The 13,155-nt window shown below is 57.3% G+C and carries 14 protein-coding genes; 8 read left to right on the top strand and 6 right to left on the bottom strand.

Going from position 1 to position 13,155, the window contains the following annotated elements:
- The first annotated feature begins 36 nt into the window (after window positions 1-36).
- Window positions 37-735, top strand: coding sequence for a 7-cyano-7-deazaguanine synthase QueC (gene queC, locus MHH62_RS19455; RefSeq protein ID WP_014719863.1), 699 nt, complete (start codon window positions 37-39; stop codon window positions 733-735).
- A gap of 107 nt (window positions 736-842) precedes the next feature.
- On the opposite strand, the gene MHH62_RS19450 is transcribed toward queC, so the two are convergent.
- Both MHH62_RS19450 and MHH62_RS19445 read right to left on the bottom strand, forming a co-directional pair.
- On the bottom strand, window positions 843-1,706 hold the full coding sequence (locus MHH62_RS19450; RefSeq protein ID WP_014719862.1) for a queuosine precursor transporter: 864 nt from the start codon (window positions 1,704-1,706) through the stop codon (window positions 843-845).
- Window positions 1,693-2,298: a helix-turn-helix transcriptional regulator gene (locus MHH62_RS19445; protein WP_003194047.1), complete on the bottom strand. Its 606-nt coding sequence runs from the start codon at window positions 2,296-2,298 to the stop codon at window positions 1,693-1,695. Before MHH62_RS19445 ends, MHH62_RS19450 begins: the two co-directional genes overlap by 14 nt.
- Before the next feature lie 211 nt (window positions 2,299-2,509).
- Between MHH62_RS19445 and MHH62_RS19440 the strand changes: the two genes are divergently transcribed.
- The 7 genes from MHH62_RS19440 to MHH62_RS19410 all read left to right on the top strand — a co-directional run bounded on the left by MHH62_RS19440 (window position 2,510) and on the right by MHH62_RS19410 (window position 10,389).
- Window positions 2,510-3,595: a pyridoxal phosphate-dependent aminotransferase gene (locus MHH62_RS19440; protein ID WP_032903657.1), complete on the top strand. Its 1,086-nt coding sequence runs from the start codon at window positions 2,510-2,512 to the stop codon at window positions 3,593-3,595.
- A 197-nt stretch (window positions 3,596-3,792) separates the two neighbouring features.
- The gene (locus MHH62_RS19435; RefSeq protein ID WP_020302014.1) at window positions 3,793-4,509 is read left to right on the top strand and encodes a LuxR family transcriptional regulator; all 717 of its coding nucleotides are present in this window, start codon (window positions 3,793-3,795) and stop codon (window positions 4,507-4,509) included.
- Window positions 4,510-4,758: 249 nt separating this feature from the next.
- Window positions 4,759-5,823 (top strand): fatty acid desaturase family protein, encoded by a 1,065-nt coding sequence (locus tag MHH62_RS19430; protein WP_014719859.1) that lies wholly within the window; start codon window positions 4,759-4,761, stop codon window positions 5,821-5,823.
- Between the two features lie 4 nt (window positions 5,824-5,827).
- Window positions 5,828-6,799, top strand: a complete 972-nt coding sequence (locus tag MHH62_RS19425) for a proline dehydrogenase family protein (RefSeq protein ID WP_020302012.1) — start codon at window positions 5,828-5,830, stop codon at window positions 6,797-6,799.
- A 14-nt stretch (window positions 6,800-6,813) separates the two neighbouring features.
- Entirely contained in the window at window positions 6,814-8,064 is a 1,251-nt protein-coding gene (locus MHH62_RS19420; protein ID WP_014719857.1) for an ATP-grasp domain-containing protein, read from the top strand.
- Window positions 8,064-9,266 carry an MFS transporter gene (locus MHH62_RS19415; protein WP_019817486.1) on the top strand — a complete coding sequence of 401 codons (1,203 nt, stop codon included), beginning with the start codon at window positions 8,064-8,066 and terminating at the stop codon, window positions 9,264-9,266. The genes MHH62_RS19420 and MHH62_RS19415 overlap by 1 nt, the downstream gene beginning before the upstream one ends.
- A 1-nt stretch (window position 9,267) precedes the next feature.
- Complete coding sequence (locus MHH62_RS19410; RefSeq protein ID WP_014719855.1) at window positions 9,268-10,389, top strand: aminotransferase class V-fold PLP-dependent enzyme; 1,122 nt, start codon at window positions 9,268-9,270, stop codon at window positions 10,387-10,389.
- A 10-nt stretch (window positions 10,390-10,399) separates the two neighbouring features.
- Here MHH62_RS19410 and MHH62_RS19405 read toward each other — a convergent pair whose 3' ends face one another.
- The 4 genes from MHH62_RS19405 to MHH62_RS19390 form a co-directional block, all read right to left on the bottom strand.
- Window positions 10,400-11,116 carry a hypothetical protein gene (locus MHH62_RS19405; RefSeq protein WP_020302011.1) on the bottom strand — a complete coding sequence of 239 codons (717 nt, stop codon included), beginning with the start codon at window positions 11,114-11,116 and terminating at the stop codon, window positions 10,400-10,402.
- 98 nt (window positions 11,117-11,214) lie between these two features.
- Window positions 11,215-11,469 (bottom strand): Txe/YoeB family addiction module toxin, encoded by a 255-nt coding sequence (locus tag MHH62_RS19400; protein ID WP_014719853.1) that lies wholly within the window; start codon window positions 11,467-11,469, stop codon window positions 11,215-11,217.
- Complete coding sequence (locus MHH62_RS19395; protein WP_003194039.1) at window positions 11,466-11,720, bottom strand: type II toxin-antitoxin system prevent-host-death family antitoxin; 255 nt, start codon at window positions 11,718-11,720, stop codon at window positions 11,466-11,468. Before MHH62_RS19395 ends, MHH62_RS19400 begins: the two co-directional genes overlap by 4 nt.
- A gap of 144 nt (window positions 11,721-11,864) precedes the next feature.
- On the bottom strand, window positions 11,865-13,118 hold the full coding sequence (locus MHH62_RS19390) for an aspartate aminotransferase family protein (RefSeq protein ID WP_339231676.1): 1,254 nt from the start codon (window positions 13,116-13,118) through the stop codon (window positions 11,865-11,867).
- Window positions 13,119-13,155 lie beyond the last annotated feature (37 nt).

Raw genomic sequence — 13,155 nt, 5'->3', positions numbered from 1 at the left:
CTACATCCCAATTCTACAAATGCAGGAAGCAATGCAATGAGTAAAAAAGCCGTGATGGTTTTCAGTGGCGGGCAGGATTCGACCACCTGTCTGATCCAGGCCCTGCCGCTGTATGACGAAGTGCACTGCATTACCTTTGATTACGGCCAGCGCCATGTGGCAGAAATCGAAGTGGCCCAGAAGCTGGCCAAGCAGTTGGGGGCCACTGTGCACAAAGTGATGGATGTGTCCCTGCTCAATGAGCTGGCGATCAGCAGCCTGACGCGCGACAACATCCCGGTACCGACCGTGAACAGCTCGGGTGAAAGCCTGCCGAGTACCTTTGTGCCGGGGCGCAACATCCTGTTCCTGACCCTGGCTGCGATCTACGCCTATCAAGTGAAGGCCGAGACCGTCATCACCGGTGTGTGCGAAACCGACTTCTCAGGCTACCCCGACTGCCGAGATGAGTTTGTCAAAGCACTCAACCAGGCCCTCAAACTGGGCATGGAATACGACGTGCGCCTCGACACCCCGTTGATGTGGCTGAACAAGGCCGAAACCTGGGCCCTGGCCGACTACCACGGGCAACTGGAGCTGGTGCGCGAGCAGACGCTGACTTGCTACAACGGCATCATCGGTACCGGCTGTGGCGAGTGTGACGCGTGCAACCTGCGCGCTCGGGGCTTGAATGACTACCTGCAGAACAAGACAACTGTCATGCAGAGCCTCAAGCACAAGTTGCAGCTGAAATAACCCTTGTAGGAGCGAGCTTGCTCGCGAAGAACGTCAACGATAACGCAGCGCATCGGGTTGAACGCGGCGCGCTCGGGTTCTTCGCGAGCAAGCTCGCTCTTACAGGATTATTGATAGCGCTTGAACAATGAACGTGCCCCGTAGGCAGGCAGGATGTTGAAGAACGCAAAGCCGACTTTGATCGCGATCTGTACATAGATCATGCTGAGTATGTCGCTGGTCTGCATCGCCCCGTAGAAGGCGATAAAGCAGAACAGGAAGCTGTCGATAATCACTGCAAAGAACGTACTGAGGAATATCCGCAGGTATAGGTACCTGGAGTTGGTCAGCTCCTTGATCTTGCACAGCAAATAGGAATTTATATTCTCCGACACCAAGAACGACACCGAAGAGGCCACCAGCACCGACGACACTTGCAGGATCACGTCGGTATAAGGCCCATCCAGCTTCCAGCCCGGTAGCCCCGGCAGGAACGTGGAGCCATACAGCAGGATGATGATCATCGCGTTGCTGGCAAACGCAAACAGAATGGCTCGCCTGGCCAGGCGCAAGCCAAAATTCTCGTTGAGCAAGTCCACGATCAAGAAGGTCAGCGGGTACAGGAACGTGCCCGGCGTGACGATGATGCCCAACGACTCCAGGTAAATCGGTTTGGTCGCGGCAATGCTGGTGAAGATATAGAAGGTGAACAGCAGCAAGTTCAGGATGATGTAGATCATCCAGGAGTTTTCATTGCGGTCGTTTATATCGTAGGCGGTCAGTGTCCCGCCTTGGGAGTAGAACTTTTTGTACAGGTTCTTGATTTCCATCTTGTTGAAGTTGTCCATCATTTCACTGCTGAGCACTTCACTCAGCTTGATCTTGAGGACCTTGCCCGTGGCGATCACCATGATCACCGCCAGGCGTTTGTCGTTTTCAAAGCCCAGTAACTTGTATTTGCTGTTTTCCACGGCGCCCTCAGACGTTGTCATTGAAGCGCTCCTCAAGGATGTCGCCGATGACACACAAACGCTCTGAGTTCCCGCAGGGTTCGAGGGTGATGAACAGCTTCTTGGTGGCGCGGTCGTACACCAGCTTTTCTTTATCGTCGCTCGACGAGCCTTTCTGCACGATCAGCAAGTCCCCCGGTTCATTGAGGCCCGGAATCCCGTGCTCCAGGCGCACGCCGATCAAGTTGCAGGCGCTGCCGAAGTAATACGTCAGCGGATGAAGCGTGGCCAGTTCACCGATGCGCTTGCCCAGGTTCTGCATGAGCAGGCTTTCCTTGAGCACAGGCACTGCCGCCGGGTTCTTGTTACCCAGTGGGGAAACATTGCTCTCGATGACTTCCTTGGCCTCAAAACTGATGGTCTCGATTTCTTCGTAGGAGACGCCGAAGAAGTCCGAGATTTTGCGAATGGTCGACTGCTGTACGTTAACGACCTTGCCTTCCAGGATGTTGTAGATGGTGGTCCTGGTCAGGCCGGCGGCACTGCTTAACGAAAGCTGGGTTTCGCCACGACTCTTGATCAAGTACTTGATGTTGCTCTTCAAGTGCTCGGTTTTTTCCCGTCTGTGTATCAAGTGCTCACCACTTCCATTTAGTCATCAGTCCATGCCGGCAGAACCCGTTCTTGAAGGTTCGCGGCAGTGAAAGTGTTGCATGCGCCCGCTATAACAATAAAGTGCTGAGTGCAGGGATACGCCTTGGTGGTAAATCAGGCAACGGCTTTCTCGTCATAGTCTTCTATACGGCCTGCGCGAATCCCTCGCGCCTCTACAAGGAGTAGTCACCATGGTGCGTGTCAGTCGTCGATCCCTTCTCGCGCTGGGCGCGGCCCTGCCTGTGATGGGGCAGCTCAAATGGGCCCTCGCCAGCCCAGCGCCGACAAAATCTGACCAGGTGCTGCTCAATTACAACGAAAGCCCCTACGGCCCTTCAGACGCGGCTCGCCAGGCAATGCAGCGCGCGATTGCAACGTCCGGACGTTACCCTTACCCCGATATGTACGCATTGGCCGCGCTGTTCGCCCAACAACAGGGTATAGCCGAAGACAACGTCGGGGTGTTTGCCGGCTCGATGGCTGCCTTGCGTTACGCAGTGCTGGCGTTTGCCAGCCAGACCCGCGGCCTGGTGATGGCCACGCCGTCCTACGAAGTCCCGCGCCAGGCGGCCGAGTCGATCAAGGCGCCGGTGCATGAAGTGAACCTGGATGCCCAGCATGCCCATGATGTGCCCGCCATGCTCGCGGCTGACCCACAGGCCGGCATGTTGTACCTGTGTAACCCCAACAACCCGACCGGCACCCTGACCTCGACCGATGCCATCCGGCGGGCCCTGGCGCACAAACCCAAGGGCAGCGTGCTGGTGGTGGACGAGGCTTATATCGAATTCTGCGATACCCCCAGTTGCGTGAGTTGGGTCAACGACCACGACGACCTGCTGGTGCTGCGCACCTTCTCCAAGATCTACGGCATGGCCGGTGCGCGCCTGGGCCTGGCGATCGGCCACCCGGCGTTGCTGGAGCGGTTGGCGGTGTTTGGCGGCGACAACGTCCCGGCCGGCGCCAGCTTGCTGGCCGCCCGTGCCAGCCTGGAAGACGCGCAACTGGTGGGCCAACGCAAAGCGCTCAATGCCAGGTTGCGCGATGAAACAATCGCGTGGCTCAAGGGCCGGGGCTTTAGCTGCACCGTCTCCCACAGCAACTGCTTCATGATCGACGTGAAGCGGCCGGCAGAGCAGGTGATTGAGCAGTTGGCGGCGCAGAATGTGTTGGTTGGGCGGGTATGGAAGGACTGGCCGCATTGGGTGCGGGTGACGGTGGGCAACTCGCGGGAGATGGAGCGTTTTCGCGAGGCCTTTGCGACGCAGGTGGTCTGATCAGGCGGCGCTATAGCTGCTCACGGTCGGTTCGCCATCGGAAGCACTGGACAAGGCCGTCAGGCGTGTTTCATTCTTTCCCCTGTTTAGAGAAATTTCCTACGGAGTGGGTCGGCTCTGATCAGAAGCTTCCGGATTGAAGCACTTCCGTCAGATCGCTAGCTTCACCCCGTTGTCACTCATCAGGGATGATATTCATGCGAAGCGATGGTCAAGCCAATAACAACACGCTCATTCAGCCCGCTGATGTGCGTCAATTGCTCGATGCCGAGCTGAGTCGACGTGGCCTCGGGCATTTCGAGGTTTATCAATGCGGGCCGACGCTGGACGAAGCGGAAATCATCACCAATTACCCCGATGCGCTGGACCGCGGTGACGCGGCGGATGATTTTTACCAACGCGGTCATTTGTTGTCCTTGTCCAAGCGCCGCATAAAACCGTTTTTCTGGAGCGATGAAAACATCCTGGCCCCTGCGGCAGAAGCGGTGCCGGTGCCGGGGCCGTGTGCGCCTGTGGGCGAGGGCGCCAGTTTTATTGTGCATGGCAACCAGGGTTTTTATTCCATTCTCAACCTGTGCAGTTTCGGAGAGCATCAACAGTTTCGCGAAAGAGTGCTGGCCAACAAAAGCGAACTGCAGATGCTGCTGGTCTCGGTTTACGACGAGGCGCTGGAAAGTGGTGCAACCTCGCTTGCCCCTGTTGTACGGGAAACCGTGCTGACGCCTCGCGAAACAGAGGTATTGTCCTGGACCAGCCTGGGCAAGACCTATAACGAAATAGCGCTCTTGGTCTCCATGAGCCCGCGTACGGTAAAGTTTCATATGAAGAATATCTTCAGCAAGTTGAATGTCACCAACGGCAAGTCCGCAATCCGTAAAGCCTTGCAACTGGGCTACATCCGCGAACAGGCCTGATCGGCAGGCCCCCCTCGTAAAAATACCGCGCTCGCCGATGATTTTTCATCGGCGAGCGCGCGCGTGCGCGCGTGATTTGGCGCTACCTGTCTAAAAGGGCAGCTTGTTCACTGTTAAGCGGTGCTTTAGTTTTTTTGCAGCCGATGAGTCTAGCTCAGGCAAAAAAAACAATAGGCGCAGCACTCAAAAAATCATCTTCGCCCTGCGCGGATCGAGTGCTGCAGCGCGCCGCTTAATTATGGAGTGATTATGCTGGTCGATAAAAACAAAGAACCTGCTAGCGAATACGCTGCCGGTATTTCCCGGGAAACATTCGGGATGCTTAAACACTTGTGTAAAAAAGATAACTATCACTGGGCCATCGCACTGGGTAAGGACTATGCAATTATTGCGTTTGCCATTTACCTGTCGTTGGGCATCAGCTATTGGTTCTACCCGGTTTCGCTGTTTCTAATCGGCACCACCCAACGTGCTTTGACTAACGTACTACATGAGTCAACCCACAAGGTGTTGGCAAAAAACCGTGCGATCAACTGGTTTGCCGGTACGTTTCTTTCTGGGTATCTGGTCTTCCACTTGTACCAGTCCTACAGCACTTCGCACATCAAGAACCACCACGTGCACTTGGGGCATCCAGAAAAAGACCCTGACTACAATTTCCATCTCAAGTGCGGCCTGTATGACCTTCAACAAAGCGAGCGCGAGTTCTTCTTGAAGAACGTCGTGATGGCGCTATCCGGCTACAGAACCCTTCAGTACATCAAGTATGTGGTCAAGGACCGTGTCCAGGGGCAAGACCCGCGCATCCGCAAGGAACGCATGATGATGTGGGCTTATTGGGCGGTAATCTTTGCTGTGGTCGCCTGGTTTGGGGTGGTCGCTGAATGGGTGTTGTTCTGGCTGGTGCCGCTGTTTACCACCGCCGTGGCCGTAGGCTGGATCATCGAGCTGGCCGAGCATTATCCGATGCCGGCGGTTGAGACCGACAAGTTGTTGCTGACCCGCAACCGTAAAGGCAATGTTTTGGAGAACTTCTTTTTCGGTCGCCACGACGACAATTACCACCTCGTGCACCACCTACATCCGTCCATTCCCCACTGGAATATGCGCAAGGCTCATAAGCTGCTGATGACTCACCCTGAGTACGCGCGCTGGGACAACCTGTGGGCCGGGATCTTTACCCGTGATCGGCAGAGCCGCCACAAGGAAACGTTGCTCAGTTACGCGTCCAAGTTCCGCGCTCACAAGATTGCCAACCACACCGACGATTCGAGTTTCGCACGTCGTATGCTCAACCAGTCCTACGGGGTTTAATGCCATGAACACGACCGACAACAGCCTGCTGGCAACCCTGGCCCTGAAGAAACTGGCGGCAAACAAAACCTATCGCGATTTGTTCCTGCAGAGCGAGACGCTGCGCGATTTCCTGCGGCCCGCCGCTCTTCGTTACATCATCTCCGAAGATCGCCTGGAGATGCTTGATAAGCTTGGGGCCCTGCTGGAGAAAGGCTATCGCACCGGTGTCGAGTTCGTTGGCGAGGAAGCGACGACATTAGCCGAGGTCACCGCGGCTACCGATGAGTACCTGAAACTCATCGACTTGATTGCACAGCATCCCAAGCTTGAAGAACCCCCGCAGCTGGGGTTCGACCTGTCCAACGTCGGCACCATCATTTCCCGCGAACTGGCGATTGAGAACTGCTCGAAGATCCTCACCCATGCAGCCGATAAGGATATCGGTGTGATCATCAGTATGGAGCGTTCTCAATGGACGGATTCGATCCTCGATATCTTCCTGCAACTGAGCGGGCGCTTTCCCAACGTGGGTATCACCTTGCAGGCGCAATTGAATCGAACCCCGGATGACCTCGGGGCGGTCCTGGAAACTGGCTGCAAAGTACGCTTGGTCAAAGGCGTCTATGCTGAGCCTGCCGCGATTGCTTTACCGCGTGGCAATGCGCTCAACGAGCGTTACCTGGGGTTGCTGGACCGAATCAATGGCGGCCGTGGCCCGTTCGCTTTCGCGACCCAGGACCCACAGCTGGTTGAAGAAATCCTCACCAGCCGCATCGCCGACCGAGGCGAGCTGGAGATGCTTCACGGTGTGCGCCCTGAATTGATTCAGAAGGTGAAAAACCAGGGTCAGGTCAAGGCCCGCGTGTCGGCGGTGTATGGCATCAATTGGTACCTGCACCTGTTGCACCGTGTGGCTGAGTTTCCGCAGAACATTTTCCTGGCGCTGGATGACGTGGCTTCGCCACGGGCCTCTGAAACCGCCACTCATTACTGAAAAAGGACATTCTTATGAAGCAGTACGTCGCATTGGTGGATGTCTACTCGAGCGGTAATTTCCTGCCGCAATATTTTCGGGATGCGGGCTTCAGCCTGATCCATGTACAGAGTACCCCAGAGTTGATGCCGAGCATGCTCGGGCCGAATCTGTCGGAGTTCGAACACAATTTGGCGTTCAACGACAACGCTGAAGAGATCGTGCAACGCCTGCGCGAATTCAACGTAGTCGCCGTCATTGCTGGCCAGGAGCCAGGCGTGCCATTTGCCGACTACTTGAGCGAACAACTGCAGTTGTCCACTTCCAACGGCAGCGCGGGGTCACGTGCGCGCCGCGACAAGTTTGAGATGATCAATAAAGTCGCGGCCGCGGGCCTGTTGACCGCCCGCCAGATCAAATCCTCGGACCCCCAGCAACTGCTGGCTTGGGTAGAGGCCGGCCATGTGTTTCCGTGCGTGATCAAACCGCTGAGCTCGGCTTCGACAGACGGCGTCTCGATCTGCCACAACGTCGAGGACGTCAAGCGCGCCTGTGAGGAAGTCATATCCAACCTGGATATCTTCGGCCTGGCCAACACCGAAATTCTTTGCCAGTCCTACCTCAAGGGCCCGGAGTATATCGTCGATACCGTCAGCCGTGATGGGCAGGCCTACGTCTGTGGGATCTGGCGTTATGTGAAGCGTGAAATCAGTGGCGGCAAGAACATCTATGACCGTGACGTTCTGATTGCGCCGGACAGTGCCGAGGCCAACGTACTGGTCGATTACATCGTGCAGGCGCTCAAGGCGTTGGGTATCAATAACGGCCCAGCCCATTCGGAAGTGATCCTCACTGAAGCCGGCCCTGCGCTGGTAGAAGTCGGTGCTCGCTTGAACGGCAACATGGAGCCCCGATTCCACGACATCAGCCTGGGCGGCAACCAGGCGCAGCTCACCTATCTGGCGTACTGCGATGGTGAGGCGTTCAAGGCAAACTATGCCGGCAAGCGCTATCAAAAGCTCAAGGAAGCCTGTGTCATCAACACCGATACTACGCTGCAAGGTGAGGTCACTGGCTTCAACGACTCAGCTATCCAACTGATCGAGGCGCTGCCCTCGGTGCATAAGCTGAGCGTCAAATACAAGGCCGGCAAGTTGATGAAAAAGACCGTGGACCTGCTCAGCAGCCCTCTGCGGGTGTTTCTGGTATCGGAGAGCCAGCGCAGTATCGACGAGGATTACGAGCAGATTCGCCAGAACAAAGACCACGTCTATGTGATCCGCTGATGATGGGCACCTATCGCGCTTTACGTGGGCTCAATGCCCGCTTGCAGTTGCTGTTCCTGATCACCTTGGTGTTCCGCATGGGCACCATGGCGTTCCCTTTCTATGCGGCGTACCTGATTCATCAGCACGCCGTATCGGCGGGCACCGCAGGTTTGCTGGTGGGCGTGTATGGCGCGGGTGCGTTGTTTGTGGACTTGATCATCGGCGGGGTGATCAAGCGTTTTTCTGCCAATCGGGTGATCCTCGGTTCGTTACTGCTCAATGCGGTGCTGCTGCTGATCATTCCGTCGGTGGATAACACCGTGGTGTTGTTTGTGCTGTCGTTTCTATGGGGGGGCTGCTACGAAGCATTCACCCCCGCCACGTTCTCCGAAACAGTGGCTCACAGCAGTAGCGAATCGCGCAAAGTGGCGTTCTCCTGCAACCGCCTGGCGATCAACATCGGCATGGCAATCGGGCCGCTCTTGGGCAGCCTGATTTTCCTGAGTAACGCCGATGCGGTGTTCTACCTCAACGCAGCGTTGTCCCTTGTCGCCTTTATCGCCTGCCTGTGGTTTGGGCGTACGGTGCCGGTGACACAAGGGGCTGGCGTTGCCAGTAAAGGCAATGGGCTGCCGGAAAGCGCAATGCACGAGCGTTCGCGCTTGCTGGTGATTCTGCTGGCAGCGTTGCCGGTGCACATCGCCTATGCGCTGCCGCCAACGTTTCTGTCGGCCTACATCATCAACTACACCGAGTTGCCGGCCTACTACGTCGGCATCATCTTTTTTATCAATGCACTGCTGGTGATTCTATTCGAAGTACCGATTAACCAACGCATGTCGCACCTGTCGAGCAGTCGCTCACTGGTGGCGGGTTTCCTGATGGCCGGCGTAGGGTTTTTCCTGATGGGCTTCAGCCATATCGGTGCATTGTTGCTGGCCGCCACCGTGCTCTGGAGCCTGGGGGAGATGGTTGTGTTCCCCGGTATCACCCACTACGTCAGCAGTATCTCCAGCCGTCACACCGTTGACCGCAACCTCGGCTATTACTCGGCGGGGGTGAATATCGGCGTGATGATCACACCGCCGCTGGCGTTCATGCTGATGTCACAGCCATCCCTGCCGTCGCCGTGGCTGCTGGCGGGTACGGTATTGCTGTTGTTCGCAGTGGCAGTGGGCGTGATGAAAGGATCGGCTGTTTTGTGGAACAAGGAAGCATGAAATGAATAGGGTGCATTTGAACACCGCCGGTGCGGGCCTGATGTCGTCGGCCACGCTCAATGCTATACAGCGTTTTACCTCCATTGAAGCGCAGATAGGCAGCTATGAAGCCGAGCTTGCCTATGAAGAGTTGCTCAACGTCGACCTGTACCGAGTGATGGCCGGGCTGTTGAATGCTCAGCCTTCACAGATTGGTTTTTTCAGCAGTGCCACCGAAGCCTGGACCAGCATCCTCGGCAAACTGCAATTTCCCCGGGGCAAGCGGGTCTGGGTATCAACTTCTGAGTACGCGGCCAACCTGATCTTCTTCAACTACCTCAAGTTATCGAGTGACATTCGCGTCGAAGTGATCCCCACCACGGCCACCAGCCCGCTGGATCTGGAGTGGGTGCGGCGTCATTTGGACGATGATGTGTTCCTGGTCAGTGTGTCGCACCTGCCTTCGTGCTGTGGGGTGATCAATCCGGTGGAAGCGCTGGGCGCGTTGCTCAAGGACGCGAACGCGTTGTATGTGGTGGATGCCTGCCAGTCGTTGGGGCAGTTACCGCTGGATGTGCGGGATATCCATTGTGATTTATTGACAGGTGCGGGCCGCAAGTTTCTCTGCGGGCCCCGTGGCAGTGGGGTTGCTTACGTGTCGCCACGCTTGCTTGGCCAATTGCAGCTCAATTTTGCCGACTTGCACGCCGCCAGCACCGATGGCCAGGTCAACCGGCTGGACGTGGCCAGTGCGCGGGTGCTGGAAATTGCTGAAAAAAGCCTCTCGGCCCAGGTGGGCATGCATACGGCGCTGCAGGAGTATGTGCAGGTCGGCGGCGGGCAGGTGAGTACAGAGCCCTATGCGCTGCTGGCGAAGGAATTGCGGCGCCTGCCGCAGTTGACGCTAATGTGCGACCAGTTCGAGCAGACTGGAATTGTCTCGTTTGTGCCGCACAACCTGCCGGCCAAGGCATTTGTCGGCCAAGCCCGCGAGCTGGGGCTCAACTTGTGGGCAGGCACCACCGCTCACACTCCGTTGTTGCTTAAGGACCTGGGCGTCACACACTTTGTGCGTGCCTCGGTGGGCCGGCATATCACTCTCGCCCAGGTCGAGCAGGCTCTTTTGACCCTGCGAAGTTTGTAGTGTTGGGCACTTACTGGGCGGCGATGGCGTAGCCGTCAAAGGCGCTTTGCTGTTGCAGCGCGGTCACGATGCTCTTGCGCGTGACCGGCTGCTCGGCGCCGCTGTTGTCGATGAAGGTTTCGCTCGCAAGCTCCGCCTCGCTGCCTTCGCCTACAAAGGTGAAGCCCAGGAACTCCAGTGCTTCGCGGTCCACATTGAGCTTGGAGCGCGGCGTGCGCAGCGGCAGGGTGACGCTGATGCCATCTTTGCTGATCACAAACACTTCGGTGTCTTTCTTGGCGCGTGCAGCTTTGCCCTTGCCGGCGCTCGGGTTGCTGATGGCCTGGTGCGACTGGTTAAGCACCTTGAGGGCCAGGCCATAGACCAGTTCCTGGAACTCGGGATCGTCCTTGAAGCTGGACAGGATGCGGCTGATCGAGAACTGACTGCTCAGGTGTTCCAGGGCGGCGTTGTCTGCGGCTTCGGCGTCTTTCAATTGCTTGAGCTGGCCCATCAGCTCATAGGCTTTGTCATCATCGAAGGCATCGTGGGCCTGGCGGATGGCAACGCGCAGCTCGCGGATCTGGTCGCTTTCTTTGGAGGTGTGAAACGCGTCCAGCACCATCTCGCTGATGATCTTGGCGGCTGGCACATGCTGTGAAAGATTGATGGCGTTTTCGTATTCGGCTTTGGCGTGCAGGGCGACTACGGATTCTTCGGCGGATTTTTCGGTGTAGGAATCAGACATTAAAATTTCACTGCGTAGTATGCGGGGAGACAAAAAACGTCGGGCATTTTCAGCGGGTGGGGGGATCAGGTCAAGGTGGCTGGGGCGTCAGAATAATTTCAGTAGTGGTAGCGGCACATCAATATTTGTACTTCATCATCCTCGATGCCATAAACCAAACGATGCTCCGCGGTGATTCGTCGAGACCAGAAACCACTCAGGTTATGTTTGAGGGGTTCAGGCTTCCCCACGCCGCCGAACGGGTCTCTTTGTATGGCCTTGATCAAGAGATTGATGCGCTTGAGCCCGGCTTTGTCGTTCTGTTGAAACCAGAGGTAGTCGTCCCAGCCTTCAGGGGTAAAGAGTATTTTCATTCTTCAATCAACCGCCTTGGCTTGGCTTTGCCTGCTCGTAAGCTGTTGACTGAGTTAATGAGACGTTCGGCATTTTTAGGCGAGCGCAGCAGGTAAGCCGTCTCTTCCAGAGCATTGAACTCTGATAACGAGATCATCACCACGGGCTCGCCTTTTTGTCGAGTCAGTAGAAGTGGGACGTGATCATCGTTGACGCGGTCCATCGTTTCGGACAGATGGGCTCGGGCGTTGGTGTAGTTGATAGTTTCCATGGGGACTCCTTGTTGGGTGGGGTTAACGTACAGAAATACGTACATATCCACAACGGGAATCTTATCAACGGTCATCCACCTCGCCCGGACTTCACGAACAAGCTCAACGACTGAGTGGAGCAGCGTCAAACCTGTTGATACATGTTACTCGTCCAGTTCTTCGAGGCACGCCTGGAGAATATCCAGACCTTCCTCCAACACCTCAGGCTCAATGGTCAGCGGGGCCAGCAAGCGCACGATGTGCCGCGACTTGCCGCTGGGCATCAGCAACAAGCCAGCCTCTCGCGCCAGCTCCAGCAGTTGCGCCAGTTGCTTGGGGGCGGGTGTGCCGTCGGCATGGGCCAGTTCAATGCCCCGCATCGCGCCGACACCGGTGAGGCGGCCCAGGTAGGGCGACAGTTGCTGTGCGCGCCAGGCTTCATAGCGGCCCACAATCGCGGCCGCCTGCGCGACGCCCCAGGCGTGCAGGTTTGTGTCGCTCATCACCTCAAGGGTCGCCAGCGCCGCCCCACAGGCGATGGGATTACCCGAGTAGGTACCGCCCAGGCCGCCTTTGGGCAGGTTGTCCATCAGCGCCTTGCGCCCGACCACCGCCCCCAGCGGCATGCCGCCGGCGATGCTTTTGCCGAGCAGCAGCAGGTCCGGCTCGATGCCCAGGCGCGAGAAGGCGAAACGCTGGCCGGTGCGACCAAAACCCGACTGGATTTCATCAATGATCAGCAGGATGTTGTGCTGGTCGCAGAAGCGCCGCAGCGCCTGGGCGAACTCAGTGTCCAAGGCGAGAAACCCGCCTTCGCCCTGTACCGGCTCGATGATGAAGCAGGCCACATCGGTTACGTCGATCTCCACGCTGAACAGACGCTCCATGGCCTTCAGCGCTTCGGCGCAGGACATGCCGTTATCGGTACTGGGGTAGGGCAGGTGATACACAGGGCCGGGCAGTACACCGACCTTCTGCTTGTAGGGCGCGACCTTGCCGTTGAGGTTGAGGGTCGCCAGAGTGCGCCCGTGGAAGGCGCCGTCAAAGGCGATCACCGCCGTGCGCCCGGTGGCACCACGGGCGATCTTCAGGGCGTTTTCCGCCGCCTCGGCACCGCTATTGGTGAGCATGCCGCTGACGGGGTAGCTCACCGGGATAAAGGCGCAGAGGCGTTGCATCAAATCGATGTAGGGCGTATGCGGTGCGGCGTTGAACGCGTAATGGGTTAGCCGGGTGGCTTGCTCGCAAATGGCCGCCACCACGGCCGGGTGGCAATGGCCCAGGTTGAGTACGCCGATACCGCCGACAAAGTCGATGTAACGCTTGCCCGCCGTGTCCCAGACTTCGGCGTTTTTACCGTGGCTCAGGCTGATGGGGTGAACGATGGAAATCGACTGGCTGATGCTAGCGTGGCTCATGACTCGGAGACTCGGCAGTGGTGGGCGCAGCGCTATC

Origin of the sequence: Pseudomonas sp. FSL L8-0168, from assembly GCF_037976155.1 — a bacterium.
In the GTDB taxonomy this organism is placed as follows: domain Bacteria; phylum Pseudomonadota; class Gammaproteobacteria; order Pseudomonadales; family Pseudomonadaceae; genus Aquipseudomonas; species Aquipseudomonas paracarnis.
The sequence above is the reverse complement of the archived record's forward strand: the minus strand, read 5'-3'. Positions and strand labels throughout refer to the sequence as shown.

What these genes read in the sequence shown, in the direction of transcription:
- MHH62_RS19420 (WP_014719857.1), top strand. Translation starts at nt 6,814, where the DNA reads ATGAAGCAGTACGTCGCATTGGTGGATGTCTACTCGAGCGGTAATTTC.
- queC (WP_014719863.1), top strand. Translation starts at nt 37, where the DNA reads ATGAGTAAAAAAGCCGTGATGGTTTTCAGTGGCGGGCAGGATTCGACC.
- MHH62_RS19440 (WP_032903657.1), top strand. Translation starts at nt 2,510, where the DNA reads ATGGTGCGTGTCAGTCGTCGATCCCTTCTCGCGCTGGGCGCGGCCCTG.
- MHH62_RS19435 (WP_020302014.1), top strand. Translation starts at nt 3,793, where the DNA reads ATGCGAAGCGATGGTCAAGCCAATAACAACACGCTCATTCAGCCCGCT.
- MHH62_RS19450 (WP_014719862.1), bottom strand. Translation starts at nt 1,706, where the DNA reads ATGACAACGTCTGAGGGCGCCGTGGAAAACAGCAAATACAAGTTACTG.
- MHH62_RS19425 (WP_020302012.1), top strand. Translation starts at nt 5,828, where the DNA reads ATGAACACGACCGACAACAGCCTGCTGGCAACCCTGGCCCTGAAGAAA.
- MHH62_RS19410 (WP_014719855.1), top strand. Translation starts at nt 9,268, where the DNA reads ATGAATAGGGTGCATTTGAACACCGCCGGTGCGGGCCTGATGTCGTCG.
- MHH62_RS19400 (WP_014719853.1), bottom strand. Translation starts at nt 11,469, where the DNA reads ATGAAAATACTCTTTACCCCTGAAGGCTGGGACGACTACCTCTGGTTT.
- MHH62_RS19395 (WP_003194039.1), bottom strand. Translation starts at nt 11,720, where the DNA reads ATGGAAACTATCAACTACACCAACGCCCGAGCCCATCTGTCCGAAACG.
- MHH62_RS19390 (WP_339231676.1), bottom strand. Translation starts at nt 13,118, where the DNA reads ATGAGCCACGCTAGCATCAGCCAGTCGATTTCCATCGTTCACCCCATC.
- MHH62_RS19415 (WP_019817486.1), top strand. Translation starts at nt 8,064, where the DNA reads ATGATGGGCACCTATCGCGCTTTACGTGGGCTCAATGCCCGCTTGCAG.
- MHH62_RS19405 (WP_020302011.1), bottom strand. Translation starts at nt 11,116, where the DNA reads ATGTCTGATTCCTACACCGAAAAATCCGCCGAAGAATCCGTAGTCGCC.
- MHH62_RS19430 (WP_014719859.1), top strand. Translation starts at nt 4,759, where the DNA reads ATGCTGGTCGATAAAAACAAAGAACCTGCTAGCGAATACGCTGCCGGT.